The organism is Aquipseudomonas guryensis (assembly GCF_014164785.1).
Classification (GTDB): Bacteria; Pseudomonadota; Gammaproteobacteria; order Pseudomonadales; family Pseudomonadaceae; genus Aquipseudomonas; species Aquipseudomonas guryensis.
This window is the reverse complement of the sequence record NZ_JACJFN010000003.1, coordinates 145,436-172,205: the sequence shown is the minus strand read 5'-3', so window position 1 is coordinate 172,205 and position 26,770 is coordinate 145,436. Positions and strand designations below refer to the sequence as shown.

At 64.3% G+C, this 26,770-nt stretch carries 23 protein-coding genes; 9 read left to right on the top strand and 14 right to left on the bottom strand.

What is annotated here, in order from left to right:
* Positions 1 to 89 precede the first annotated feature (89 nt).
* The 3 genes from H3H45_RS12430 to H3H45_RS12420 form a co-directional block, all read right to left on the bottom strand.
* Complete coding sequence (locus H3H45_RS12430; protein ID WP_182834542.1) at positions 90 to 1,235, bottom strand: NAD(P)/FAD-dependent oxidoreductase; 1,146 nt, start codon at positions 1,233 to 1,235, stop codon at positions 90 to 92.
* Between the two features lie 5 nt (positions 1,236 to 1,240).
* Positions 1,241 to 2,194, bottom strand: a complete 954-nt coding sequence (locus H3H45_RS12425) for an ornithine cyclodeaminase family protein (RefSeq protein ID WP_182834063.1) — start codon at positions 2,192 to 2,194, stop codon at positions 1,241 to 1,243.
* 156 nt (positions 2,195 to 2,350) lie between these two features.
* Complete coding sequence (locus H3H45_RS12420) at positions 2,351 to 3,547, bottom strand: CaiB/BaiF CoA transferase family protein (protein WP_182834062.1); 1,197 nt, start codon at positions 3,545 to 3,547, stop codon at positions 2,351 to 2,353.
* Positions 3,548 to 3,756: 209 nt separating this feature from the next.
* Here H3H45_RS12420 and H3H45_RS12415 point away from each other — a divergent pair, with 209 nt between their 5' ends.
* The 3 genes from H3H45_RS12415 to recJ all read left to right on the top strand — a co-directional run bounded on the left by H3H45_RS12415 (position 3,757) and on the right by recJ (position 6,784).
* A complete protein-coding gene (locus H3H45_RS12415) occupies positions 3,757 to 4,263 on the top strand; it encodes a rhomboid family intramembrane serine protease (protein ID WP_182834541.1) in 507 nt (168 codons plus the stop codon).
* 97 nt (positions 4,264 to 4,360) lie between these two features.
* The gene (locus H3H45_RS12410) at positions 4,361 to 4,900 is read left to right on the top strand and encodes a YaeQ family protein (RefSeq protein ID WP_182834061.1); all 540 of its coding nucleotides are present in this window, start codon (positions 4,361 to 4,363) and stop codon (positions 4,898 to 4,900) included.
* A 168-nt stretch (positions 4,901 to 5,068) separates the two neighbouring features.
* Complete coding sequence (gene recJ / locus H3H45_RS12405) at positions 5,069 to 6,784, top strand: single-stranded-DNA-specific exonuclease RecJ (RefSeq protein ID WP_182834060.1); 1,716 nt, start codon at positions 5,069 to 5,071, stop codon at positions 6,782 to 6,784.
* Between the two features lie 98 nt (positions 6,785 to 6,882).
* On the opposite strand, the gene H3H45_RS12400 is transcribed toward recJ, so the two are convergent.
* From H3H45_RS12400 to H3H45_RS12355, 10 genes are all read right to left on the bottom strand, one after another.
* The gene (locus H3H45_RS12400) at positions 6,883 to 8,472 is read right to left on the bottom strand and encodes a GGDEF domain-containing protein (protein ID WP_182834059.1); all 1,590 of its coding nucleotides are present in this window, start codon (positions 8,470 to 8,472) and stop codon (positions 6,883 to 6,885) included.
* A gap of 203 nt (positions 8,473 to 8,675) precedes the next feature.
* Positions 8,676 to 9,353, bottom strand: a complete 678-nt coding sequence (locus H3H45_RS12395; RefSeq protein ID WP_182834058.1) for a transglutaminase-like cysteine peptidase — start codon at positions 9,351 to 9,353, stop codon at positions 8,676 to 8,678.
* 208 nt (positions 9,354 to 9,561) lie between these two features.
* On the bottom strand, positions 9,562 to 10,038 hold the full coding sequence (locus H3H45_RS12390) for an ester cyclase (RefSeq protein ID WP_182834057.1): 477 nt from the start codon (positions 10,036 to 10,038) through the stop codon (positions 9,562 to 9,564).
* 167 nt (positions 10,039 to 10,205) lie between these two features.
* Positions 10,206 to 11,630 carry a gamma-aminobutyraldehyde dehydrogenase gene (locus H3H45_RS12385; RefSeq protein ID WP_182834056.1) on the bottom strand — a complete coding sequence of 475 codons (1,425 nt, stop codon included), beginning with the start codon at positions 11,628 to 11,630 and terminating at the stop codon, positions 10,206 to 10,208.
* A 96-nt stretch (positions 11,631 to 11,726) separates the two neighbouring features.
* Positions 11,727 to 12,551, bottom strand: a complete 825-nt coding sequence (locus H3H45_RS12380) for an ABC transporter permease (protein ID WP_182834055.1) — start codon at positions 12,549 to 12,551, stop codon at positions 11,727 to 11,729.
* On the bottom strand, positions 12,541 to 13,485 hold the full coding sequence (locus tag H3H45_RS12375) for an ABC transporter permease (RefSeq protein ID WP_182834054.1): 945 nt from the start codon (positions 13,483 to 13,485) through the stop codon (positions 12,541 to 12,543). The genes H3H45_RS12380 and H3H45_RS12375 overlap by 11 nt, the downstream gene beginning before the upstream one ends.
* Before the next feature lies 1 nt (position 13,486).
* A complete protein-coding gene (locus tag H3H45_RS12370) occupies positions 13,487 to 14,515 on the bottom strand; it encodes an ABC transporter ATP-binding protein (RefSeq protein WP_182834053.1) in 1,029 nt (342 codons plus the stop codon).
* 259 nt (positions 14,516 to 14,774) lie between these two features.
* Positions 14,775 to 15,926: a putative ABC transporter substrate-binding protein YdcS gene (gene ydcS / locus H3H45_RS12365; protein WP_182834052.1), complete on the bottom strand. Its 1,152-nt coding sequence runs from the start codon at positions 15,924 to 15,926 to the stop codon at positions 14,775 to 14,777.
* 76 nt (positions 15,927 to 16,002) lie between these two features.
* On the bottom strand, positions 16,003 to 17,457 hold the full coding sequence (locus tag H3H45_RS12360; protein WP_235983686.1) for a gamma-aminobutyraldehyde dehydrogenase: 1,455 nt from the start codon (positions 17,455 to 17,457) through the stop codon (positions 16,003 to 16,005).
* Positions 17,458 to 17,591: 134 nt separating this feature from the next.
* Positions 17,592 to 18,503, bottom strand: a complete 912-nt coding sequence (locus H3H45_RS12355; protein ID WP_182834050.1) for a LysR family transcriptional regulator — start codon at positions 18,501 to 18,503, stop codon at positions 17,592 to 17,594.
* 231 nt (positions 18,504 to 18,734) lie between these two features.
* Here H3H45_RS12355 and H3H45_RS12350 point away from each other — a divergent pair, with 231 nt between their 5' ends.
* Positions 18,735 to 19,496, top strand: a complete 762-nt coding sequence (locus tag H3H45_RS12350; protein WP_182834049.1) for a tellurite resistance TerB family protein — start codon at positions 18,735 to 18,737, stop codon at positions 19,494 to 19,496.
* A 64-nt stretch (positions 19,497 to 19,560) separates the two neighbouring features.
* On the opposite strand, the gene H3H45_RS12345 is transcribed toward H3H45_RS12350, so the two are convergent.
* A complete protein-coding gene (locus H3H45_RS12345) occupies positions 19,561 to 21,204 on the bottom strand; it encodes a sensor domain-containing diguanylate cyclase (RefSeq protein WP_182834048.1) in 1,644 nt (547 codons plus the stop codon).
* A gap of 169 nt (positions 21,205 to 21,373) precedes the next feature.
* Here H3H45_RS12345 and H3H45_RS12340 point away from each other — a divergent pair, with 169 nt between their 5' ends.
* The 5 genes from H3H45_RS12340 to H3H45_RS12320 all read left to right on the top strand — a co-directional run bounded on the left by H3H45_RS12340 (position 21,374) and on the right by H3H45_RS12320 (position 26,743).
* Positions 21,374 to 22,375 (top strand): autotransporter outer membrane beta-barrel domain-containing protein, encoded by a 1,002-nt coding sequence (locus tag H3H45_RS12340; RefSeq protein WP_182834047.1) that lies wholly within the window; start codon positions 21,374 to 21,376, stop codon positions 22,373 to 22,375.
* Between the two features lie 199 nt (positions 22,376 to 22,574).
* A protein-coding gene (prfB, locus tag H3H45_RS12335) for a peptide chain release factor 2 (protein ID WP_182834046.1) occupies positions 22,575 to 23,670 on the top strand; the annotation gives its coding sequence in 2 pieces (ribosomal slippage) (positions 22,575 to 22,646 and positions 22,648 to 23,670; 1,095 coding nt in all).
* 62 nt (positions 23,671 to 23,732) lie between these two features.
* A complete protein-coding gene (gene lysS / locus H3H45_RS12330) occupies positions 23,733 to 25,235 on the top strand; it encodes a lysine--tRNA ligase (protein ID WP_182834045.1) in 1,503 nt (500 codons plus the stop codon).
* Positions 25,236 to 25,373: 138 nt separating this feature from the next.
* A complete protein-coding gene (locus H3H45_RS12325) occupies positions 25,374 to 26,087 on the top strand; it encodes a TetR/AcrR family transcriptional regulator (protein ID WP_182834044.1) in 714 nt (237 codons plus the stop codon).
* 98 nt (positions 26,088 to 26,185) lie between these two features.
* Positions 26,186 to 26,743, top strand: a complete 558-nt coding sequence (locus H3H45_RS12320; RefSeq protein WP_182834043.1) for a hypothetical protein — start codon at positions 26,186 to 26,188, stop codon at positions 26,741 to 26,743.
* Positions 26,744 to 26,770 lie beyond the last annotated feature (27 nt).

Sequence of the window (26,770 nt, the reverse complement as noted above, 5' to 3'; positions counted from 1 at the left end):
AGTGTGCCGCAAAGCGCCGGGTGCGTCATCAGGTGCACCGCGGCGCAGTGTCGCTGTAGCTCGGAGGCAATCCGGAGCGGGCGCGAGGCTTATTCCCGGACTGCACCTGGGCTACGCAGGCGGTCGGGGCTGAGCATTGCCGCGCTCAGGCCGAAGGCGGTGAAGCGCTCCGGCAATGGCTGTCGGCGGATCAGTGCGGCGCAGGCCTCGCCCATCGCCGCGCTGGTCTGGATGCCGTAGCCACCCTGGGCAGCGACCCAGAAGAAACCGTCTACCTGCGGGTCGTAGCCGCCGACCAGATCACCGTCGGCAACGAAGCTGCGCAGCCCGGCCCAGGTGTGCTGCGGGCGGCGAATCGACAGCGTGGTGTGCTCCTCGATCTGGTAGATGCCCAGGGCGATATCCAGTTCCTCCGGTTGCACGTCATGAGGCTCGACCGGGTCGGCATTGGCCGGCGAGCCGAGCAGCTGGCCGGCGTCCGGCTTGAAGTAGAAGGCTTCGTGCAGGTCCACCAGGCAGGGCCAGGTATGGCTGTCGATGCCTTCCGGCGGCAGGAAGGTGAAGGCCGCGCGGCGCTTGGGAATCAAGCCAATGGGCGCGACCCCGGCCAGTTGGGCGATCTGATCGCACCAGCCGCCGGCAGCATTGATCAGCACGCGGGCGCGGTATTGCTGCTCGCCGCAGCGCACCAGCCAACCCTCGGCAGTTTGCTCGATGGAATCGACCTCGCGCTGGCAGTGGATTTCCCCATCCTGCTGGCGAATGCCGCGCAGGAAGCCCTGGTGCAGGGCGTCGGTATCGATGTCGGCGGCGCTGGGGTCGAGCATGGCGCCCTGCACCTTGTCGCGGCGCAGCACCGGCACCAGGGCGCAAGCCTGGTCGGCATCCAGCAGGCGCATGTCCGGCACGCTGGCCTTGCCACTCTCGTACTGGCGCTGCAGCTCGTCCGGGTCGCCGCTGAAGTCCACCACCAGTTCGCCGCGTGGGCTGAGCAGCGGGTGGTCGCTGAAACCGGCCGGTGGCTGGTCGAGGAAGGCGCGACTGGCGGCGGTCAGTGCGCGCACCTGGGGCGTGCCATAGGCCACGGTGTAGAGCGCGGCGGAGCGACCGGTGGAGTGGTAGCCGGGCTGACTTTCGCGCTCCAACAGGATGGTCTTGCCGTGCGCAGCGAGGAAATAGCCGGTCGAGGCGCCGGCAATCCCGGCGCCGATAATCAGGTACTCGGTGTCTATCACCGCGCTCATTGGCCCTGCTCCCGCAGCTGGTAGAGGGCGTTGGCCAGAGCGATGTCTTCCAGGCCGAGGCCGATGGAACGGAAGAATACCGGGCGCTGGTAGTCCGGCTTAGGTGCTAGGCCGCTGAGCAGCTCGGGCAGGTCGCCACTGATACTGCTGCGGCTCCAGCCGGCTTCTGCCGCCAGGAGCATCTCGCCGGCCGCGCCAGGGGTGGTAGCGCGGTAGTCGCAGTACACGTCCATGCCAGCCAGGCTGGTGGGCGGCACTTCATGGGCACGCAGGGCGTTGGTGCTGATCGAGGTGACCAGCGTGGCGCGGCCAAGGCTGAGTGGATCGAGCAGGGCCTGGGCCGAGGAGGTGCACAACAGGATCACCTCGGCATCGGCCACCGCCGCTTCCTGGCTGTCGCACAGCTGCAGGCGGCTATCCAGGGCCTGCAGGGCGGCGCGCTCGGCGGCGCTGCGGCTGGCCAGGCTGGGCGAGTACAGGCGGATGCTCTGCCATTCGCGTAGATCTTTCACGTAATGCAGGTGGGCGCGAGCCACCGCGCCGCTGCCGATGATCGCCAGGTGACGGGCGCCGGCCGGTGCCAGTTCGTCGACCGCCAGGGCAGTGGTGGCGGCGGTGCGTGCGGTGGTCAGGCTGTGGGCGTCGCACAGCAGCAGCGGCTGGCCATTGCGCATCGACATCAGCAGGGTCCAGGCGGTGACCACGGCGCCTTGCGGGTCGGGAATGTACGGCGAGGTCTTGACCCCGTACACACCTTCTTCGGCCAGCACGCCCAAGTAGTTGATGAAATCGCCGCCCGCGGGGAATTCCACCAGCTGCTGCGCCGGCTGCACGGCCTTGCCGGCGGCCAAGCTGCGGAACATGCTGCGCAGGGCTGCCGGCACGTCGATGCGGGCGAGCAGGCGTTCGGCTTCGGCCTGGTGGATCACATAGGGAGTCGGGCTGGACATAGGGAAGGCGCTCCGCTGGGCTGGAATTAAACTTATTTGTCCATGTTGGACTTTTAAGTATTTTCCGGCAAGACCGTTGGTCCGTGCATGGCGCCTGCTTGAATGCTTGCGTCGCAGACCTGTCTGCAACCATGAGAATCAGTCCGGGCCACTGGGTCAGATGGTGCCGGCGGCCTTCAAGGCCGCAATCTGTTCGGTGCTGTAGCCCAATCCGCCGAGTACCTGCGCGTTGTGTTCGCCCAGCGCCGGCCCTGTCCATTCCACTGCGCCGGGTGTGTCGCTCAGCTTGGGTACGATGCCGGGCATCTTGAACGGCTTACCGTCCGGCAGCCTGGCCGAGAGGAACATCTCGCGGGCGAGGAATTGCGGGTCCTTGAACATGTCTTCGGCGGAATAGATGCGGCTGGCCGGAACCTCGGCACGCACCAGGGTAGCTTCCACCTCGCTCAGCGGCAGGCTGGCTGCCCAGCGGTCGATCACCCCGTACAGCTCGTCGCGGCGGGCATCGCGGCCGGCGTTGTCGGCCAGGTCCGGTGCATCGGCCAGATCATCGCGACCGATGGCACGCATGAAGCGCTGGAAGATCGCATCGCCATTGGCGCCGATCTGGATGTGCTTGCCGTCGGCACATGTGTGGATCGAGGAGGGGGTGATGCCGGGCATGATGTTGCCGGTGCGTTCGCGGATAAAGCCGAACACGTCGAACTCCGGGACCATGCTTTCCATCATGGCGAAGATCGCCTCGTACAGCGCCACGTCGACCACCTGGCCCTGACCGCCGTTAACCTCGCGATGACGCAGCGCCATCAAAGCGCCGATCACGCCCCACAGCGCAGCAATCGAGTCGCCGATGCTGATGCCGGTGCGCACCGGCGGCCGGTCCTCGAAACCGGTGATGTAACGCAGCCCGCCCATCGACTCGCCCACCGCGCCGAAGCCCGGCTGGTCGTGCATCGGCCCGGTCTGACCGAAGCCGGACAGGCGCACCATCACCAGTTTCGGATTGAGCGCATGCAGCACGTCCCAGCCGAGGCCTAGCTTTTCCAGCACGCCGGGGCGGAAGTTCTCGATCAGGATGTCGGCCTCGCTGAGCAGCTTCTTCAGCATCTCGCGGCCGGCCTCATGCTTGAGGTTGAGGGTGATCGACTGCTTGTTGCGCGCCTGCACGAACCACCACAGCGACGTGCCCTCGTACAGCTTGCGCCACTTGCGCAGCGGGTCGCCGCCATCCGGCGATTCGACCTTGACCACCTCGGCACCGAACTCGGCGCAGATACGCGAGGCGAACGGCCCGGCGATCAGGGTGCCGAGTTCGACCACTTTCAGGCCGTCGAGGGGTTTGCTGGGAATCATGGTGGCTCCGGGGCAGAAGGTGAGCGCATAAGCCTATGCCATTGTGTGCCGGCTGGGGAGCGCGGAGCGCCTGACCAGGCTGTCGCGCGCCGGCATTGTGCGGTTAAATCGCTGGCACCCGCCTAGATGGCCTGGAGCATGGAGCACAGCGGAACGTGAAAGCCTGGATAGTCCCCCGCCTGCAAACGCTGTTAGGTATCGCCGCCTTGATGCTGGCGCTGCAGCTGATCAACAGCCTCAGCGGCAATGCCCTGAATGTCTGGGGCGTGCTGCCGCGTTATCCGGCCAGCCTGCCCGGCATCCTCGCCGCGCCCTGGCTGCATGCCGGCTGGTTGCACCTGTTGAATAACCTGCCGGGGCTGCTGGTGCTCGGCTGGTTGGTCAGCCTGGGTTCGTTGCAGCGTTTTATCGCCGCCAGCGCCTTCATCATCGTCGGCAGCGGCCTGCTGGTCTGGCTGTTTGCTCGTCCTGGCATGCACCTGGGGGCCAGCGGCTGGCTGTTCGGCCTGTGGGGCCTGTTGCTGGCCCAGGCCTGGTTCCAGCGTAGCCTGGGCAATCTTCTGGTCGCGCTGCTTGTGCTGTTCTACTACGGCGGCTGGTGGTTCGGCTTGTTGCCGAGCCAGGGCGTGTCGTTCGAGTACCACCTGTTTGGTGCGCTGTGCGGAGTGTTGTATGCCGCCCTGTTCCGTGAACGGGCGCGACCTGCGGCGAGCTGAGCGCTTGCGCTCGGATGATCGGGCAAGCATCCGGCGTAACCGTGGCGGGTCTTTCGGGTAGACTTGCCAGCTTTCCAGAACATCAAGAAGCACGCCCATGGCCCTGCAAGCCACGCCTTACAAAGTCGACCTGAACCTCACCGATATCGACCGCAGCATTTACGAAAGCCTGCGTTTCACCGTGGCCAAGCATCCCTCGGAAACCGAGGAGCGCCTGTGCGTGCGGCTGATCGCCTATGCGTTGTGGTACCACGAGCAGCTGGCCTTCGGTCGTGGCCTGTCGGATATCGACGAGCCGGCGTTATGGGAGAAGAGCCTGGACGACCGCGTGCTGCACTGGATCGAAGTCGGCCAGCCGGATGCCGAGCGCATCACCTGGTGCTCGCGGCGCGCCGAGAAGTTCAGCCTGGTGGCCTACGGCAACCTGCGCGTGTGGCAGACCAAGGTGCTCGACAATGTGCGCAACCTGAAGAACATCAATGTGGTTGGGGTGAACCAGGAAGCCCTGGAAAACCTGGCCCGTGACCTGCCGCGTACGGTCAGCTGGAGCGTGATGATCAGCGACGGCGAGCTGTTCGTCACCGACGAGCGCGGCCAGCACGAGATTCCCTTGGAGTGGCTGGTCGGCGAACGCTGAGTTCAGCTCGATCGTTCCCAGGCTCTGCGTGGGAGTGCAGCCCGGACGCTCCGCGTCCAGCTTGGGCACACCGGGACGCGGAGCGTCCCTTGAGGGGTTCCCACGCAGAGCGAGGGAACCATCAGTACGAGTCACCCAGGCTTGCTTGGAAGAACAACCGGAATACCCATGCGCATCGAACCCCGCCCGCTTCCCGCCAACTTGCCTGACCTCGGCGATCTGCCGCCGCTACTGACCCGCCTGTATGCGGCGCGTGGTGTGCAGTCTGTCGCCGAGCTGGACAAGGGCCTGGCGCGGCTGATTCCGTATCAGCAGCTGAAGGGTATCGATGCGGCGGTCGAGTTGCTGGTGTTGGCTTTACAGCAACGCCAGCGCATCCTTATCGTCGGCGATTTCGATGCCGACGGCGCCACCGCCAGCTCGGTCGGCGTGCTCGGCCTGCGCATGCTCGGTGCGGCGCATGTCGATTACCTGGTACCCAATCGCTTCGAATACGGCTACGGCCTGACCCCGGAAATCGTCGCCGTGGCCCTGCAGCGCCAGCCTGATCTACTGCTGACGGTGGACAACGGCATCTCCAGCGTCGAGGGCGTGGCCGCAGCCAAGGCGGCCGGGCTGACCGTGCTGGTCACCGACCACCATTTGCCCGGTCCGCAATTGCCGGCTGCGGATGCCATCGTCAACCCCAACCAGCCGGGCTGCGAGTTCCCGAGCAAGGCGCTGGCCGGGGTCGGGGTGATGTTCTATGTGTTGCTGGCTCTGCGTGCCAAGCTCCGCGAAATCGGCTGGTTCGCCAGCAGTGGCGTGGCGGAGCCTAATCTGGGTGAACTGCTTGACCTGGTCGCCCTGGGCAGCGTGGCCGACGTGGTGCCGCTGGACGCCAACAACCGCATCCTGGTCCATCAGGGCCTGGCGCGCATCCGCGCCGGTCGCGCTCGGCCGGGCCTGCGTGCGGTGCTGGAAGTGGCGGGGCGCCAGCATGGGCGCATCACCTCCACTGACCTCGGCTTCATCCTCGGTCCGCGCTTGAACGCGGCTGGGCGTCTGGACGACATGAGCCTGGGCATCGAATGCCTGCTCTGTGACGACGAGGCCCTGGCCCGCGACATGGCCCAGCAGCTCGACGAGCTGAACAAGGACCGCAAGTCCATCGAGCAAGGCATGCAGCGCGAGGCTCTGGCCCAGCTCAAGGATCTGCCGGTGGAAAGCCTGCCTTTCGGTCTGTGTCTGTTTGAGCCAGATTGGCACCAGGGCGTGATCGGCATCCTCGCCTCGCGCCTGAAGGAGCGTTACCACCGTCCGGCCATCGCCTTTGCCGATGCCGGTGAGGGGGTATTGAAAGGTTCGGCGCGCTCGGTACCGGGCCTGCATATCCGCGATGCGCTGGACGCCGTGGCGGCCAAGCATCCGGGGCTGATCAGCAAGTTCGGCGGGCATGCCATGGCCGCCGGCCTGTCGCTGCCGCAGGAACATTACGGTGCCTTCGCCGCTGCTTTCGATGCCGAGGTGCGCCGCCAGCTGAACGAGGACGACCTGACCGGACGCCTGCTGTCCGACGGCCAGCTCGGCGTCGAGGAGTTCCATCTGGAGCTGGCCAAGGCCCTGCGCCATGCCGGACCCTGGGGCCAGCACTTCCCCGAGCCGCTATTCCACGGCGTGTTCCAGATCGTCCAGCAGCGCCTGGTCGGCGACAAGCACCTCAAGCTGGTGCTGAAGACCGAATGTGGCGGGCAGACCCTGGATGGCATCGCCTTCAATATCGACCGCGAGGTCTGGCCCAATCCCAACGTGCGCTGGGTGGAACTGGCCTACAAGCTCGACGTCAACGAGTACCAGGGGCGTGAGAGCGTGCAGTTGATGGTGGCGCATATCGCGCCGCGTTGAGCGTTTGTTTGCGGGCTTTGCCAACCACGGCAAATGAGTGCGCAGTATTCAAGGGTGGCGTGGCGGCCTGGCGTATTCGCTAGCGCGTGAACAGGCACTTAGCGCATGACCAGCATGGCCGCCTTCTGCATGAACATGGCGCTATCGGCTTTGGACATCAGCTCATCCAGCTCCTCGCCATCGCGCGGATACAGGGCCACACCCAGGCTGGCGCTGACCTGCAGCTGGACGTCGGCCCAGCGCAGCGGCAGGGCGATGGCCCGGCAGATCTGCGCAGTCAGCTGCTGGATGTCGGCATCGTTGTGTACCCCGTCGAGCAGGATGACAAATTCGTCGCCACCCATGCGCGCCGCCATGTCGGCTTCGCGGATATGCGCACTGATGGCCCTGGCCGTGTGGATCAGGATCGCATCGCCGGCCTGGTGGCCGTGGGCATCGTTGATCTGCTTGAAGCGGTTGAGGTCGATGTAGCACAGCGCCAGGCATTCGCCGTTGCGCTTGGCGCTTAGCAGTTTCTGCTTGGCGTAGGGGATGAAGCTGTTGCGGTTGGGCAGGCCGGTGAGGCTGTCGTGGAAGGCCAGGTTGCGCACTTCTTCTTCGGCCACCTGGCGGCGCTGGATCTCACGTCTTAGGCGGCGCTGGCTGGCTAATAGCAGTAGCGCAGCCAGTAAGGTCAGAACGGCGCCGATACTGATCAAAACGATCATCTTCTGCAGGCGTTCGATCTGAGAGTGTGGGTTGGGGTCGTAGATAAACCCTTCCAGTGCGCGGGTATCGCTGACCATGCCCAGTTCGTGAAAGGCCTCGGCCATGCGCTGCCAGCGGCCCGGGTTCATGTGGCCGATCTCGATCAGGTCGGGGAGGATCAGGTCGCGCATGGCCTGGGCCTCGAACTGCAGGTGGGCGCGGGATTTCTTCACCTGATACTGCGTAAGCAGCAGGTCGATGATTTCCTCGGGGTTGTCCATGGCGTAGCGCCAGCCACGCAGGGTGGCGCGACGGAAGGCTTCGACCCGCTCGGGGTTGTCGCGCACCTCTGCTTCGCTGGTGAACAGGATGTCGCTGTAGAAGTCGATGCCGTAGGTGTTGGGTGAAATCACCCTGTAATCGATGCCGCGCTGTTGCAGGTGGTACGGCTCATTGGTCAGGTAGGAATTGAACGCGGCCACCTTGCCGGAAACCAGATCTTCGATGTCGTAGCTGCTGGGCTGTAGCTGGATCAGCGTAGGGTCGATGCCTTCCCGGCGGAACATAGCCTGAAAGTCGGCATCGGTCTGCGCGTTCATCAGCATCACGTTCTTGCCGATCAGGTCGTGGGCATTCTCGATGCCGGCATCGGCGCGGGCCAGCAGCACCGAAGGCGAGTGCTGGAAAATCACCGCCAGGGCCACCAGCGGCTTGCCCTTGAGACGCTCGTAGAGCAGTTCGCTATTGGACTCGGCGTACTGTGCGCGGCCGGCCAGCACCTCATCCACCGGAGTACGGCCCGGTGCGCCTTCGTGCAGGCGCACCTCGAAACCTTCTTCGCGGTAATAACCCTGGGCAATGGCGGCGTAGTAGCCAGCGAATTGGAACTGGTGCTTCCAGCGCAGCTGGAAATCGATGATCTGCAGCGTTGGCTGGCCTTTACGCCTGTCGGCTTGATCGCTGACGGCAAGGCCGGGCAGGCACAAGACAAGCAGAAGCAACCCACGGATGAGGGCTGGTCCTGCTGGGTAACGCGTAGTGTGGCGCGTGCAGTAACCGGTCATGGAGCATCATCCGTGAAGGCTGGGCGCCGCCGATATGGCCGCTACCGTACATAAACCTTGTTTCGATGATGCCTGCCGCACTGCCTCGGCGCAATTGCCCGGCCCCGCCTGCCGACAGAGTGAACAGCCGAATGTCTGCTTTAACCCTGCGGCGCTTGCACGGGCGAGCCGTCGACCAGCGTGCGCGCGCTGACGTCCTGCCAGCGCGACAACAACTGCGGCGACTGTTTCGACTGGCGCTGCGGCGCGCTGCCGAGAAAGATCCCGTGGTTGTTGAAGGCATACACCGGCAGCAGGTCGCGGCGTTGGCTGGCGGGACGGATCTGCTGTTGCAGGTTGTCGAGAATCAGTGGTTCTGCGCTCGGGCTGGGGTAATAGGCCAGCACCATATGCGCCTGCTGGCGCTGCAAGGCCTTGACGAAGGTCAGGCGCATCTTGGCGCTGGGCATACCCATGCGCACCAGGCTGAAGTACTTGGCGATGGCGAAATCTTCGCAATCACCACGGCCACGGCTGAGGGTTTCCAAAGGTGTGGCCCAGTAGTCGGCTTCGCCCCAAAGCTCGGTATCTTCAGCATGTACGACGCTGCGGTTGATAAAGCGATTGACCGTTTCCAGCATGGCCAACTCATCCTGATTACCTGGCTGTTGCAGCAGGTTCTGCCAACTGCTCAGACGGGTATCGCGCAGCGCTTCGCCGAGGGCTGTCGGGGCGCTATCGGCATTGCTCAGGTTGCCGCCCAGGCACAGCAGCAAGCTGCTGGCGCATAGCAGTACACGGCGCAGCGCATGGGCACAGCGGAAGAGCTGTTCGGGCATAGTGAGGGGCGCTTCTGCTTTATTGGCTAACCGGGATGGCTGCCGTTTATCGTTATGCCGTCATCCTATCGGCGCGCAATTGCCAGCGCCTAGGCCCGGACTGTGACGCTGGCCACTTTTTGCACAACTTTTCACCGCAGATCGCCGGAATAATCACCATAAATGCACAACCCCGGCACGTGGCCGGGGTTGTGGGTTGCTGGCGAGACTACCAGCCGAGCTGCTTGTTGAAGCCAAGTGCGTCGTAGTAGTCGCCCTGGTAGGCAATCTTGCCGTCCTTGATGCGGATGAAACTGACCCCTTCGAACTTCACTGGCTTGCCAGTTGCCGGGGTTTCCGCGCTCCAGTTGCCAGTGTTGGTACCACTGAATACCCACTGGAAAGCGATACCGTCGGCGCTGACGATCGGCGCGCCAGTCATCTCCCACTTCAGGTCTGGGATTGCGCCGACGAACACCTTGATCACGTTGTCGCGGGCTGCGGCGCGGCCTTTCTGTGCGGTGCCGACGGTGACGTCGTAATACTCGGCATCCTCGGCGAGGAACTCTCCGGCCTTGTCAGCATCATGAGCGTTCCAGGCGGCCATGTAGCCAGCGACGATGGCCTTGGCATCATCCGCCGCCTGGGCCAGGCCGGCGCAGGCGAACAGGGCGAGGAAACCGATATTGCGGAGTACGTTGTGCATTTCTTATTGCTCCAGCTGATTTTCGGGGGTGGAAAAATCGGAGCGATTTGGGCGTAGCGAGCGACTGCCGGGCTAGGCGGCCAGAGCCGAGAAAGCGGAATGTACTGGAGTACATGAGCATTTCGAGGTTCTGGCCAACAACGCCCGGCTGAGCGCAGTAGCCCAAATCAGTGTTTGAACATCACGTGGCGGATCGCCGTGTAGTCCTCCAGTCCGTACATGGACATGTCCTTGCCGTAGCCGGACAGCTTCACCCCGCCATGGGGCATTTCGCTGACCAGCATGAAGTGGGTGTTGACCCAGGTGCAGCCGTACTGCAAACGCGCAGAGAGGCGATGGGCGCGGCCGACATCGCGGGTCCACAGCGAGGAGGCCAGACCGTAGTCGGAGTCGTTGGCCCAGGCCAGTACCTGCGCTTCGTCGTCGAACGGGGTGACCGAGACCACCGGGCCGAACACTTCGCGGCGCACGATTTCGTCGTCCTGGCGGGCGCCAGCGAGCACGGTCGGCTCGAAGAAGAAACCGGGCCCGTCGACCGCCTTGCCGCCGGTCACCACCTGGATATGCGGCAGGGCCTTGGCCCGGTCGACCATGCCCACGACTTTCTGGCGGTGCTGTTCGGTGATCAGCGGGCCAAGCTCTGTGCTTTCGTCATCCTGCAGGCCGTACTTGATGCTGCTCACGGCCGCGCCAAGCTTGGCCACGAACTGCTCATAGATACCTTTCTGCGCGTAGATGCGGCAGGCGGCCGTGCAGTCCTGGCCGGCGTTGTAGAAGCCGAAGGTGCGGATGCCTTCCACGGCGGCGTCGATGTCGGCGTCGTCGAAGATGATTACCGGGGCTTTGCCGCCCAGTTCCATGTGCATGCGCTTCACGGTGTCGGCGGTGCTGCTGATGATGGCCGAACCGGTTGGGATCGAGCCGGTCAGCGAGACCATGCGCACTTTCGGGTGAGTGGTCAGCGGCGCGCCGACGCTCGGGCCGCGGCCGAAGACTATGTTGACCACACCGGCGGGGAAGATCTCGGCGAGGAATTCGGCCAGTTTCAGCGCAGTCAGCGGAGTCTGTTCAGATGGTTTGAGCACCACGCAGTTGCCTGCGGCCAGTGCCGGGCCGAGTTTCCAGGCGGCCATCATCAGCGGGTAGTTCCACGGCGCGATGGAGGCGATCACACCCAGCGGGTCACGGCGAATCATCGAGGTATGCCCCGGCAGGTATTCACCGGCCGCCGAGCCGCTCATCACCCGGCTGGCGCCGGCGAAGAAGCGGAACACGTCGGCGATGGCCGGCAGTTCGTCGTTCAGTGCAGCGCTGTAAGGCTTGCCGCAGTTGTTGGACTCCAGGCGGGCGAGTTCCTCGGCGTGGGCGTCGATCTTGTCGGCCAACTGCAGCAGCAGGGTGGCGCGGTCCTTGGGCGTGGTCTGCGACCAGCTGTCGAAGGCCGCATCGGCGGCGCGTACGGCGGCGTCGACCTGCTCCGGCGTGGCTTCGCGGATTTCCACCAGGGTGGTGCCGAGGGACGGGTTGAGCACGGCCTGCGCGGCGCCTTCGCCAGCGACCAGCTGGCCATTGATCAGCAGTTTGGTTTGCATCGCGTTTCCCTCGTTATGGAGTTGCATGAAAAAGTGAGGGGGGAGGCTGGCCCTCTCCCCCGGCCCCTTTCCCGCAAGCGGGAGAGGGGAGAAGCCTTACTTGCCGCTACCGGCCACGCCTTCGCCGCCCTTGGTCAGGTAGTAGGCGCCGAGAATCGGCAGCATGGTCACGAGCATCACCAGCATCGCCACCACGTTGGTCACCGGCACATCGCGCGGGCGTGACAGCTGGTTGAGCAGCCACAGCGGCAGGGTGCGCTCGTGGCCGGCGGTGAAGGTGGTGACGATGATCTCGTCGAACGACAAGGCGAAGGCCAGCATGCCGCCAGCCAGTAGGGCCGAGCCGAGGTTGGGCAGGACGATGTAGCGGAAGGTCTGCCAGCCATCGGCGCCCAGGTCCATGCTGGCCTCGATCAGGCTGTGGCTGGTGCGGCGAAAGCGGGCGATGACGTTGTTGTAGACGATCACCACGCAGAAGGTGGCATGGCCGATGACGATGGTCAGGAAGCCCGGCTCGATGCCGAAACTCTTGAACGCCGCCAGCAGTGCCAGGCCGGTGATGATGCCGGGTAGGGCTATCGGCAGGATCAGCAGCATGGAGATGCTTTCCTTGCCGAAGAAGTCGCGGCGATACAGCGCGGCGGCTGCCAGGGTACCGAGGATCATCGCCACCAGCGTGGCCAGGGCGGCGATCTGCGCCGACAGCTTGATCGCCTCCAGCACGTCCGGGCGCGCCAGGGCCACGCTGAACCAGTTCAGGGTGAAGCCTTGAGGCGGAAAGCTGAAGCCCGCGCTCTCGGTGTTGAAGGCGTACATGAAGATGATCAGGATCGGGAAGTGCAGAAACACCAGCCCGCCCCAGGCGGCCAGTTTCAGACCCCAGGAGGCTTGATCCCCGTGCTTTTCGACTTTAGAGCGCATCGAAGGCCCCCAGGCGTTTGACGATGGAAAGGTAGACGGCGATCAACACGATCGGTACCAGGGTGAAGGCGGCGGCCATAGGCATGTTGCCGATCGAGCCCTGCTGCGAATACACCATGTTGCCGATGAAGAAGCCGGGCGGCCCCACCAGCTGCGGCACGATGAAGTCGCCGAGGGTCAGGCTGAAAGTGAAGATCGAGCCGGCGGCGATGCCTGGGATCGACAGCGGCAGGATCACCTGCATGAAGGTCTGTCGGGGCTTGGCACCGAGGTCGGCGGAAGCCTGCAGCAAGGAGGGCGGCAGGCGTTCCAGTGAGGCCTGGATCGGCAGGATCATGAACGGCAGCCAGATGTAGACGAACACCAGGAAGCGCCCCAGGTGCGAGGTCGACAGGGTATTGCCGCCCACGCCGGGGATGCCGAGGATCAGCTCCAGCAGCGGCTGCAGGTGCAGCGCCTGGATGAACCACATGGCCACGCCACCCTTGGCCAGCAACAGGGTCCAGGCATAGGCCTTGACGATGTAGCTGGCCCACATCGGCAGCATCACCGCGATGTAAAAGAACGCCTTGGTTTTGCCCGTGGTGTAGCGCGCCATGTAGTAGGCGATGGGGAAGGCCACCAGGGCGCTGGCGATCGATACGGCCACAGCCATGCCGACGGTGCGCAGGATGATGTCGAAGTTGGCCGCCTGGAACAGCGCGGCGAAGTTGGCCAGCGTGAGGTCCGGGGTGACCGTCATGCTGAAGTCGTCGAAGGTATAGAAACCCTGCCACAACAGGGTCAGCAACGAACCCAGGTACACCGCGCCGAACCACAGCAGCGGCGGAATCAGCAGCATCGACAGGTACAGCGTGGGCTTGCGGTAGAGCAGGTCGGACAGCCGGCGCATCAGGCCGCCGCCGCTGTGGTCGAGGGTGAGGGTCTGGCTCATCTCACACGTCCTCGCGCAAGCCGACCATGGCGCCACGCGCCCAGCGCGCGCTGACCCGCTGGCCCGGCTGCACCGGCGCATCGCCCAGTTGCCATTGGTTGTTGGCCTGGCTGACGCAGAAGTTCTGGCCGTTCTCCAGCTGGATCTCGAAACGGGTCGAGGCGCCCTGGTACTGGATGTCGTGCAACAGGCCGCTGATTTCCACTTCGTCGCTGCCCAGCGCTTCGCCAGTGCTCAGGCGGGTGTGCTCGGGACGGATCGAAATCGGCTGTGGCGAACCATTGATACGCGCGGCCAGCTCACCCTTGAGCACGTTGCTGGTGCCGACGAATTCGGCGACGAAAGGGGTAGCCGGCTTCATGTACAGGTTGCGCGGAGTGTCGACCTGCTCGATGCGGCCCTTGTTGAACACCGCCACGCGATCCGACATGGACAGCGCTTCGCTCTGGTCGTGGGTGACGAAGATGAAGGTGATGCCGAGCTGGCGCTGCAGCTTTTTCAGCTCGCTCTGCATCTGCTCGCGCAGCTTGAGATCCAGCGCGCCGAGCGGCTCATCAAGCAGCAGTACACGTGGGCGGTTGACCAGGGCGCGGGCCAGGGCCACGCGCTGACGCTGGCCGCCGGACAATTGCGCCGGTTTGCGCGAACCGTAGCCGCCTAGGGCGACCAGGGCCAGGGACTCTTCGGCACGGGCCAGACGCTCGGCTTTACCGACACCTTTGACCTTGAGGCCGTAGGCGACGTTTTCCAGCACGTTCATGTGCGGGAACAGGGCGTAATCCTGGAACACCGTGTTGACGTCGCGCCGGTAGGGCGCAAGGCCCACGGCCTCCACGCCATGAATACGAATGGAGCCAGCGCTGGGCTGCTCGAAGCCGGCGATCAGGCGCAGGCAGGTGGTTTTGCCCGAGCCGGAAGGGCCGAGCATGGAGAAGAATTCGCCATCCTGGATGTCGATGGACACCCGGTCGACGGCTTTGACGTCGCCGAACGCGCGGGACACATCGGTAAATTGCACTGCAAGGGTCATTTCACGAGCTCCAGGATAAAAGCCATCCACCACCGTCTCGCCCGGGTTGGGTTTGCCGACACAAGACGGGAGAGTCGGTGGTGGATGTACAACGGTGAAAACTGGGGGTGTGCAGGCTGAGGCAGGCTGTACCGCTCATTGCCTGCTGCTGGCGATCCGCTCTTGCGGACGGACAGCAGGATCGCCAGCAAGCTGGCTCCTACAGGTGAGGGTGGCGGCACTACTCGCGTGGTTGCTCGCGCCTCATCAGCTCAGCGAGTTATCTGCCGCCCATGATGGCGATGTAGTCCTGGGTCCAGCGGCTATAAGGCACGTACTTGCCGCCCTCGGCCTGCGGGGTTTTCCAGAAGGCGATCTTCTCGAAGTTGTCGAAGCCGTTGGTCTTGCAGCCTTCGGCGCCGAGCAGCGCGTTGCCTTCGCACGCGGCCGGTACGGCTGGCACCGAGCCGAACCAGGAAGCCAGGTCGCCCTGCACCTTGGGTTGCAGCGACCAGTCCATCCACTTGTAGGCGCAGACCGGGTGCTTGGCTTCGGCGTGCAGCATGGTGGTGTCGGCCCAGCCAGTGGCGCCTTCTACCGGTACGGTGGAGGCGATCGGCTGTTTCTCCAGTTGCAGTGCGTTGACCTGATACGGCCAGGCACCAGAGGCGACCACGCCTTCGTTCTTGAAGTCGTTCATCTGCACGGTGACGTCGTGCCAGTAGCGGTGGATCAGCGGCTGCTGGGCGCGCAGCACTTCCAGCACGGCGGCGTACTGGGTCTCGTCGAGCAGGTAGGGGTCGGTGATGCCCAGCTCCGGCTTGGTGGCCTTCAGGTACAGGGCGGCGTCAGCGATGTAGATCGGGCCGTCGTAGGCCTGCACGCGGCCCTTGTTGCTCTTGCCGTCGGCCAGGGTCTGCTCTTCGAACACCACTTTCCAGCTGGTCGGCGCTTCCTTGAACAGCGTGGTGCTGTACATCAGCACGTTCGGGCCCCACTGGTACGGGGTGCCGTAGTGCTGGCCGTCGACTACGTGCCAGGGCGAATTCTGCAGGCGGCTATCGACATTCTTCCAGCTGGGGATCAGGTCGATATTGACCGGCTGCACGCGCTTGCCGGCGATCAGGCGCAGCGAGGCGTCACCGGAGGCGGTGACCAGGTCGTAGCCGCCCTTGGCCATCAGGCTGACCATCTCGTCGGAGGTGGCGGCGGTCTTGACGTTGACCTTGCAGCCGCTGTCCTTCTCGAACTGGGTTACCCAATCGTAATTCTTGTCGGTTTCGCCACGCTCGATGTAGCCGGGCCAGGCGATGATGTCGAGCTGGCCTTCGGCAGCGCCGAGGGTTTTCAGCGGTTCGGCGGCCTGGGCGGCGCCTGCGGCGAGCAGAGCGGTGGCCAGTGCACTGAGCACTGCGGTTTTATGCGCGGACATCGGGATTCCCTCTTCTTATGGACTGTTATTGGGCAGCAAAATGTCGGCGATACCGCTGCCGAACGGGTGTAATCGATCAGTCTAGTTGTTGTCCGTGGCGCGCCATGATGTGGCGCACCACGCTGTAATCCTGCAATGAGTCGCTGGATAGATCCTTGCCATAGCCGGAGCGTTTGAGCCCGCCGTGGGGCATCTCGCTGGCCAGCATGAAATGGGTGTTGATCCAGGTGCAGCCGTACTGCAGACGCCCGGCAACTTGCATGGCCTTGTCCAGATTCTGCGTCCATACCGAGCTGGCCAGGCCGTACTCGGAGTCGTTGGCCCAGTCCACGGCCTGGCTCAACTGGTCGAAACGGGTGACGGTGACCACCGGGCCGAACACTTCGCGCTGGACGATCTCATCGCTCTGCTTGCAGCCGGCCAGCAGGGTCGGCTGGTAATAGAAGCCGGCCCCGGAATGCGCGGCGGCGCCGGTGACCCGCTCGATATGCGGCTGGCCGAGGGCGCGTTCGACGAAGCTGGCCACGCGGTCGCGCTGGCGGGCGCTGATCAGCGGGCCGATCTCGTTGTCGCTGTCCTTCTTGCGGGCGAAGCTGATGCTCGCCACGGCGTCGCCCAGCTCGCGCACCAGGCGGTCGTGGATGCCGGCCTGGGCGTAGATGCGGCAGGCGGCGGTGCAGTCCTGGCCGGCGTTGTAGTAGCCGTGGGTGCGGATGCCTTCAACCACCGCCTCGATATCGGCGTCATTGCAGACGATCACCGGCGCCTTGCCGCCCAGTTCCAGGTGCGTGCGTTTCAGGGTGCGTGCGGCGCTCTGCAGGATCTTCTGCCCGGTGACGATGTCGCCGGTCAGCGACACCATGCGCACCCGCGGGTGGCCAACCAGCTGGCTGCCGACGCCTTCGCCACCGCCACAGACGATGTTGAGCACGCCGGGAGGGAGGATCTGCGCCAGCGCCGGGGCCAGCGCCAGGATCGACAGCGGGGTATGTTCCGAGGGCTTGAACACCAGCGTATTGCCGGCGGCCAGGGCCGGGGCGATCTTCCACGCGGCCATCATCAGCGGGTAGTTCCATGGCGCGATGGAGGCGACTACACCGACCGGGTCGCGGCGCACCATGCTGGTGTGGCCGGGCACGTATTCGCCGGCCAGCTGGCCCTGTTGGCAGCGTACGGCACCGGCGAAGAAGCGGAATACGTCGGCCGTGGCGGGGATATCGTCCTGGCGCGCCAGGTGCAGCGGTTTGCCGCAGTTCAGCGACTCCAGGCGCGCCAGTTGCTCGGCGTTCTGCTCGATGGCGTCGGCGATGGCCAGCAGCGCTGTGGCGCGTTGTGCCGGGGTGGTGCGTGACCAGCCGACGAAGGCGCGGTGAGCGGCCTGCACGGCGGCTTCGACCTGCTCTAGCGAGGCTTCGGCTATGGCAGTGAGCACTTCGCCGCTGGCGGGATTGATGATGGCTTCGACCAAACCTTCCCCGGCGACCAGTTGGCCGTCTATCAGCAATGTGCTGTACAGGGTGGGTTCGGACATTTTTGGATTTCTTCTTTTTGTTTCTACCTGCATGGCGGCTCCAGTACTGCGCGGAACGCCTGCCTCAATGAGGAACAGAGACTAGGGCCCGGCGCAGAGGTCGACAAATTCTAAAAAATGAAAGCAGCGTTCGATTAAATCGAAACCTTGCGGCTATGCGGTTGTTCGCGCGCCACCGTGAGAAATGGGTCGACCAGCGCAGGTCGCGCCGTGCCTCGGCGCCAGGCCAGGCCGACATCCAGCGGTTCGCTCAGGTCGGCCAATGGCAGGGCCTCGATGATGTCGCCTTCCAGCGACCAGGGTCGGTAAGTCATGTCCGGCTGGATCGACAGGCCGAGGCCGGCCGCCACCAGGCTGCGCACTGCTTCCACCGAGGCGGTGCGCAGGGTCACATGCGGCGTCAGGCCGGCGCGGGTCCAGATGCGCTGGGTGTGCAGGCCCATTTCGTCGGCGTTGAGCTGGATCAGCGGCTCGCCGGCCACATCGGCCAGGCTGATGCTGTCGCGCTCCAGTAGCGGATGCCGTGCCGGTAGCCACAGGCGGTGCGGCGAATGAGTGAGTACTTCGGTCTGCAGGGCGTGGCGGTCTTCCAGGTTGGAGAGGATCAGCACGCCGACATCGATCTCGCCGCTGACCAGCAGGTGCTCGATATAGGGGCGCTCGTCCTCGACCACGCGGGTCTGCACATTGGGGTAGGCGCGCTGGAAGCGGGTGATCAAGTCAGCCAGATAGTAGCCGGCGACCAGGCTGGTCACGCCGATGGTCAGGCTGCCGGCGACCTGATCGGTACTCTGCTGCAGGCTGCGCTTGGCATTATCCACGGTGGCCAGGATCAGGTGCGCCTGGCGCAGGAACTGATGGCCCTGGTGGGTCAGACTCATGCCCTTGGCGTGGCGGTTGAACAGGCTGACGCCAATTTCTTCCTCCAGCTGCTGGATGGCCAGGGTCAGGGTCGATTGGGAAATGAACACCGCCTGGGCGGCGGCGGAGATCGAGCCGGTCTCGGCGACGGCGATGAAATGGCGGATCTGGCGCAGGGTCATCATGGAGGGGCATCCGGTGCGGGCGCAGGGCAGTCGGCATTATGGTTAGTAGATAATGGTTGAAAGCGTTCTTTTTTATAGAAATTAAAGTGTTTTCCCCTGCGCCGGCTGGCGCGGTGCGGTTGCCAGTCGTGGATGGCAATATCTAGAAGCACTCTGTCGGGCCCGCTCCGGCAACCGGCATGGCTAGAATCGGTCGCATCAGGGAACGACACCATCTCAGAGGAGACGCTTATGAATACCCGTGGTTTGCTCGATCAACTGCTGAAATCCGGCCAAGATTTGCTGCAGCAAAAATCTGCTGGTTCATCCGCTGGCGGCCTGAGTGGCGGCCTGGGTGGTGCGCTAGGCGGTCTTCTGGGTGGCGGCAAGGGCGGGCAGGGTGGCGGTGATCTCGGCACCCTGCTCAAGGGCGCTGGCGGCGGTGCCCTGGCTGCTGGCGCGCTGGGCCTGCTGCTGGGCAACAAGAGTGCGCGCAAGTTGGGCGGTCAGGCGCTGACCTACGGCGGCCTGGCGGCTCTCGGGGTGATTGCCTACAAGGCCTACGGCAACTGGCAGGCCCAGCAACAGCAGGGCGGCTTGGCGCAGCCAGTGCATGAGCCGCAGACCGTGGACCGCCTGCCGGCCCCGCAGGCCGAGCTGCACAGCCAGGCCATCCTCAAGGCGCTGGTGGCGGCGGCCAAGGCCGATGGTCATGTCGATGCCAAGGAGCGTCAGCTGATCGAGGAGCAGATCGGTCAACTTTCGGGTGATCCGCAGCTGATGCGCTGGCTGGATGCCGAGCTGAACAAGCCGCTCGACCCGGCCGAGGTGGCGCGTGCCGCCAGCACCCCGGAAATGGCCGCGGAGATGTACATCGCCAGCGTCCTGATGGTCGATGAGGAACACTTCATGGAGCGCGCCTACCTGGAAGAACTGGCCCGCCAGCTCAAGCTCGACCCCGCCCTCAAGGCCGAGCTGGAAGCCCAGGTGCGGCAGACCGTAGCGGTCAACTGAGAGCCAGCCGGGGCAACCTGGCTAACCGGCTCCACGACCGGCGCGGCAGTTTCCAGAACGCGCCTCAGGCAGCCGGCGGTTCGTGCGTCTGAAACTCCGCGCGGTTCCTGCCGGCATGCTTGGCGCGATACAGCGCCTGGTCGGCCAGTTCCAGAGCTTCGCTAAGGTCGGCATGGTCCAGCGGCCATAGGGCGCCACCTATGCTGCAGCCGACTCGTGCCTGCTGGCCGTCCAGGACTACTGGGGCGGCCAGTGCCTGCAGGGTGCGTTCGGCTATCTGCCGGGCCTGCTGCTGTGCCTCGTGCTGCGGCACCTGCAGGATCATCAGAAATTCGTCGCCACCCAGGCGCGCCACCAGGTCGCCGTCACGCAGGCAAGTGCGCAGGCGCTTGGCCACTTCCTGCAGCAGCAGGTCGCCTGCGGCATGCCCGAACTGGTCATTGACCGGTTTGAACCCGTCCAGGTCGAGGTAGAGCAGGGCCAGGCAACCCTGGTGAGCCTGGCTGTGGTGTTGTGCGTGGGGCAGATATTTTTCCAGTGCGGCGCGGTTGGGCAGGCCGGTCAGTGGGTCGCTGTGGGCCTTGTCTTCCATCAGATTGAGAGCGGTCTGTTGGTGGGTCAGGCTTTCCACCAGATGGCGGATCGATTGGCTGAGCGTGGCGATTTCACTGGGGCTGCGCAGATCAGGAATCACTGTGATCTCGCCAGCACTGAGACGGTCGGCGGCATGCGCGATCTGCCGCAGCGGACGGGTGAAATAACCGGTCAGCAGCCAGCCGATGGCGGCGAACAGCAGGGCCAGGCCGCCTCCCCAGAGCATGGTGCTGTGCATCAGCTCGCGGGCCGGTGCGTAGGCCTCGTCGACGGACTGGCGCGCTACCACGATCCAGCCGAGGCCGGCGTAATCACCATAGCCTTTGCTGGCGGCAATCCCGGTCAGGTAGGACTGACCGTCAGGCCATTGCTGTACTGCCCAGGAGCCATCCTGCTTGGCGGATTGTTGCAGTGCTGGCAGTTCAAGCTTCTGGCCGATCATCGCCTTGGGGCCGAGCAGCACGGCGTGGTCGTGGCCGAGCACGAGGAATTCGACGTTGCGTCGTTTCTGGATGGGCTCCAGCAGTGAGCGGCGTACCTCGTCAGCCCATTCCCACGACAGGTGGCTGGCCAGTACGCCGGCCAGCGCGCCATCGGGGCCTTGTACCGGCAGGCTGATATCGACGAACTTCATCGCTTCGCCACTGGGGTTGGGTAGCAGCTTGGCCAGGAGCACGGCTTCGTGCACGTCGCCGATGAACAAGCCCTTGAGGCCTTCCAGATAGACTGGCCGCTGGATGAGGCTAGCGCCTTCGAGAATGCCGTTGCTGGAGGCCAGCACCGTGCCTTGCGGATCGGTTAAGCCAATCCAGGCGATGCTGGGAATCTCATGCTGTAAACGATCGAGCAGGACGCGAATCTCTGCGTTATCCCGCGGTTGGCGCAGGACGCGCAGGCTGCCGAGCACTTGCAGGTAGCTGGCGCGGCTGGCCATGTCGCGGTCCAGGCGATCAATCATCTGCAGCGACACTTCGGCCAGGTCGCGTCCGACTTCTTCGCGAATGCGCTGGCTGGAGTTTTCGCCGATCAGCGAGCCCAGCAACCAGCTGAGCAGGGTCACCAGCAAGGCGATCAGGACGGCGAAACGGCTGCGCAGGCTGTGCGGGAACGGCATGGCACGATGGCTCCTGGAGCAAAACAACGATGGCCCGTGACGATCCCCGAAGTTTAGTTCGGAGTGCCGGCGCGAGTGGCGCCGGCTATTCCACACAATAGTGCGGGCAACTGCAATCTCCGTGGCGTGCGGGTTTAGACTCTACCGATCGACAAGGGAGCCTGCCGGTATGCAAGAAACATCCACCACTGCGCTGCTGCTCACCCTGCTGGCTCTGGGTGGCGCGGGTGTACAGGCGGCTGAGTTACCGCTCAGCCAGCGCAGCCTATTGCTCGACGACAGTCGCCTGCCGCGCGAGGCGGCGCTTGATCGCATGCAGCAGATTCGCTTCGCCTTCCGCGAGCGGCCGGCGCCGGCCGGCCAGCTACAGGGCTGGTCGCGCGGCTATGGGGGGTATGGCTCCTGGGATGGCAGCAGTGACTCGGCGCGTCTGGAACGACGCAGTAAAGGTCTGCTGGTCGGCATCGACCGGCCGCTGACGGGCATGTGGATGGCCGGTGCGCTGGCTGGCGTCAGTCGCAGCGAGTTGCAGGCCGATGAGGGCGGCGACAGCGATGTCGACAGCTATCACCTGGCGGCCTATGCGACGACCCGCTATTACCAGTTGGGCTTCAAGCTCGGTGCCGCCTACAGCTGGCACGAACTGGACAGCCAACGGCGCAGTGCCGGGCAACGCCTGCGCGGCGACAGCCAGGCCGCCAGTACCCAGTTGTTCGGCGAAGCCAGCTACCCCCTGGATTTCCGTGAATTCACCCTGGAACCCTTCGCCGGCCTGGCCTACGTCCACCTGGATGCCGACAGCCTGCGCGAGACCGGCGGTACCGATGCCCTGCAGCTGAGCGGCGAGCAGCAGGATGGCGCTTACCTGACCCTCGGCTGGCGCCTGGCCAGTGCCTGGCAGGTGCGCGAGCGGCGCCTGGTCGGGCGTGCCAGCCTGGCCGCGCGGCATGGCTTCCTCGATGACCGAGCCACGGCTCAGGCCTGGCAGCCGGCGACTGGGCAGGGTTTCGAGCTGAGCGGCCGCGAATTCGAGCGCCATCAGCTGCGCCTGGACCTGAGCCTGGACTATCAACTGAGCGAGCAGCTGTACCTGGGCCTGACCTACGCCGGCCAGTACGCTGACGATGCCCGCGACAATCAGCTGGGTGCTCGTTTCAGCTTGCAATTCTGAGGTTTCCGCCGGTCAGGCCGGGCCTCGCCAGCCGCCTTGGCGGGCTGCCCGCGCGGCGCGGACTCGGGTATACTCGCCGGCTTTTCTGAAACTTCGGGGTCACGGCCTGTCGCCGTGTCCGGTCAGCGGCCGTCCAGGCTGGCTCGCCGGGCCGCACAGGGCCGCTGCGTCCCTCTTTCGCCTGCGAGTGCTGACAGCCATGGAAATCAACCCGATCCTCAACAGCATCAAGGACCTGTCCGAGCGGACCCAGACCATTCGGGGGTATCTTTGACTACGATCACAAGCATGATCGTCTGGTCGAAGTAAACCGCGAACTCGAAGACCCGAACGTCTGGAACAACCCCGAATACGCACAGAACCTGGGCCGCGAACGCGCCGCCCTGGCCCTGATCGTCGACACCCTGGATGACCTGCACAGCAGCCTCGCCGACTCGCGCGACCTGCTCGACATGGCCGCCGAAGAGAACGACGAAGGCGCGGTGAGCGACATCGTCAGCGAAGTCGAGCGCCTGCGCGGCATCCTCGAGAAGCTGGAATTCCGTCGCATGTTCAGCGGCGAGATGGATATGAACAACGCCTACCTGGATATCCAGGCCGGTTCCGGCGGTACCGAGGCCCAGGATTGGGCCAACATCCTGCTGCGCATGTACCTGCGCTGGGCCGACAAGCGTGGCTTCTCCGCCGAGATCGTCGAGCTGTCCGCCGGCGAAGTCGCCGGGATCAAGGGCGCCACCGTGCATATCAAGGGCGAATACGCCTTCGGCTGGTTGCGTACCGAGATCGGTGTACACCGCCTGGTGCGCAAGAGCCCGTTCGACTCCGGCAACCGTCGCCACACCTCGTTCTCCGCGGTGTTCGTCTCGCCGGAAATCGATGACAACATCGAGATCGAGATCAACCCGGCCGACCTGCGCATCGACACCTACCGCTCCTCCGGTGCCGGTGGTCAGCACGTCAACACCACCGACTCGGCAGTACGTATCACCCACGTACCGACCAACACCGTGGTGGCGTGCCAGAACGAACGCTCGCAGCACGCCAACAAAGACACCGCGATGAAGATGCTGCGGGCGCGCCTGTACGAGCAGGAGGTGCAGAAGCGCAACGCCGCCTCCCAGGCCCTGGAAGAGACCAAGTCGGATATCGGCTGGGGTCACCAGATCCGCTCCTATGTACTCGATGCCTCGCGGATCAAGGATCTGCGTACCAACATCGAACGCAGCGACTGCGACAAGGTGTTGGACGGCGATATTGACGAATACCTCGAAGCCAGCCTCAAGCAAGGCCTGTAATACCTTTCGATTCCGCTCTCCAGAGGAGGGCGGCAACGACACCGTGACGGAAACCGATGACCATGAGCGACCAACAACTCGACCACCACGAACTGCAGCAGGAAGAAAACAAGCTGATTGCCCAGCGCAAAGAGAAGCTTGCTGCCATCCGTGAGCAGGGCAACGCCTTCCCCAACGACTTCCGCCGCGACAACTACTGCGCCGATCTGCAGAAACAGTACGCCGACAAGAGCAAGGAAGAGCTGGAAGCCGCTGCCATTCCGGTCAAGGTTGCCGGGCGCATCATGCTCAACCGTGGCTCGTTCATGGTGATCCAGGACATGACCGGGCGCATCCAGGTCTACGTCAATCGCAAGACCCTGTCGGAAGAGAAACTCGCCGAGGTCAAGCACTGGGACATGGGCGACATCATCTCCGCCGTCGGCACCCTGGCCCGTTCCGGCAAGGGCGACCTGTACGTGGAAATGACCGACGTGCGCCTGCTGACCAAGTCGCTGCGCCCGCTGCCTGACAAGCACCACGGCCTGTCCGACACCGAGCAGCGCTACCGCCAGCGCTACGTCGATCTGATCGTCAACGAAGACGTGCGCGAGACCTTCCGCGTGCGTTCGCAGGTGATCGCCCATATCCGCAGCTTCCTGATGCAGCGCGACTTCCTTGAAGTCGAAACGCCGATGCTGCAGACCATCCCCGGTGGCGCCGCGGCCAAGCCGTTCGAGACCCACCACAACGCCCTGGACATGCAGATGTTCCTGCGTATCGCCCCGGAGCTGTACCTCAAGCGCCTGGTGGTCGGCGGCTTCGAGAAGGTCTTCGAGATCAACCGCAACTTCCGTAACGAAGGCGTCTCGACCCGGCACAACCCCGAGTTCACCATGCTCGAGTTCTACCAGGCCTACGCCGACTACGAAGACAACATGGACCTGACCGAGGAGCTGTTCCGCGAGCTGGCCCAGCTGGTCCTCGGCACTACCGACGTGCCGTATGGCGACAAGGTGTTCCACTTCGGCGAGCCGTTCGTGCGCCTGTCGGTGTTCGACTCGATCCTCAAGTACAACCCGGAAATCAGCGCTGCCGACCTCAACGATATCGACCGCGCTCGCGAGATCGCCAAGCAGGCCGGCGCCAAGGTCCTCGGCTTCGAAGGCCTGGGCAAGCTGCAGGTGATGATTTTCGAGGAGCTGGTCGAGCACAAGCTGGAGCAGCCGCACTTCATCACCCGCTACCCGTTCGAAGTCTCGCCGCTGGCCCGCCGCAGCGACGATGATCCGAGCGTCACCGACCGCTTCGAGCTGTTCATCGGTGGTCGCGAAATCGCCAACGCCTACTCCGAGCTCAACGATGCCGAAGACCAGGCTGCGCGCTTCATGCAGCAGGTGGCCGACAAGGATGCCGGCGATGACGAAGCCATGCACTACGATGCCGACTTCGTCCGTGCCCTGGAGTACGGCATGCCGCCGACCGCTGGTGAAGGTATCGGTATCGACCGCCTGGTCATGCTGCTGACCAATTCGCCATCGATCCGCGATGTGATCCTGTTCCCGCATATGCGCCCGCAGGCTTGATCGCCGGGCCCGTTGCGGGCACTGTGCGCACCGCGCTGCATGGCACATGGCTATCACTGCCATGCCGGCGATGAAAAAGAAGGGTCTGCCCATGGCAGGCCCTGTTTTTTGTCCGGATTTTGCGAGGTTTAACCAGCAGTGACTCTCAGCTCAGCCCCGGAATGCCCGGCCAAGATCGCCGGCGAGCTCGCCGAAAACGTGCAATACCGTGGCCGCAAGGCCAGTCGCCAGGGCAGTGAGCAACGCCGCCTGAGCATTCTCGAAGCCGCTCTGCGCATCATCGTGCGTGAAGGGCTGCGTGGCGTAAGGCACCGCGCGGTGGCTGCCGAAGCCGGCGTACCGCTGTCGGCCACTACCTACTATTTCAACGATATCCAGGACCTGATCGCCGACAGCTTCGCGCTGTTCGTCAAACGCAGCTCGACCAATCTGGCCAGTCTGTGGAGCGGTATCGATGAAGACTTCCTGCGTATGTCCGCCGCCATCGAGGGCAATCCGCAGGCGCGGCGTGACATGGTCGAGCATGTCATCGAGCTGGCGGTGGCGCATATCGAGGCCAAGGCCCGCGAAGGCGATGCCGAGCTGCTGGTCGAGCTGGCCTTCCGCCAGGAAGCACTGACCAACAGCGGCCTCAATGCGCTGGCCGTGGCCTACCGCAACCTGCGCTTCCACTTTGCCGAGCGCGCCCTGCGGGCCATGGGCTCGACGGCTCCGTTCGAGGATGCGCAGGTGTTGACTACGCTTATTTTGCGGATGGAATATCATGCCCTTGTCGATGGGGTGGAAAACCTGGATATGCCAGGCCAGCGTGCGGTGCTCAAACGCTTCCTGGACCTGGTCATAGGGCTGTAGGATCAGGCCCGACCAAGCCCCGCTGCTGCGGGGCTTGCCGTTTTCGGCGGCAGTAAACCCCCGCAAGCGGCACCAACGGATCTCACAAGGAGTGCGTAATGAATGCCTGGCGCGTTGCGGTAGCTGCCTTAGCCTGCCTGTTGTTGAGTGGTTGCCTGGTCACCTTCAAGGATCCGATTCCGGCCAACGAGGCGGCGCCGATGCCGCTGCTCGGTGACTGGGAGCGCCAGGACGAGTGGGGCGAGCGCCAGTACCTGTCGATCAGCCGCTCCGGCTCCAACGTGTACAAGGCGCGCGCCTGGCTGGATGGTGAGGAGGGTCTGAAGGAGGTCGACGAGTACGGCTTCACCGTCGCCCATCACGGTCGCCGCTGGTATGTCTCGGCGGGCTTGCCCAAGCGCCTAGGGGCGAATTTCGCGATTGCCGGTTTCGAGCTGACGGCCAACAACGAGCTGGTGATCTACAACCTGGATGTGGAGCGCATTCTGCAGGAAATGCAGGGCGGTACTCTCCAGGGCCAACCGGTGGAAACCAGCGAAGGCGAGGCCGTGCTGGTGACCAGCCCGCTGGATCAGGTCTTCGGTTATCTGGATGACCAGGCCAACGCGGACGTCTTCGTCGAGGTGGCGCGTTATCAGCGCAGCAGCGAGCAGTAGCGAGTAGTCGCGAGCAATAACGGAGCA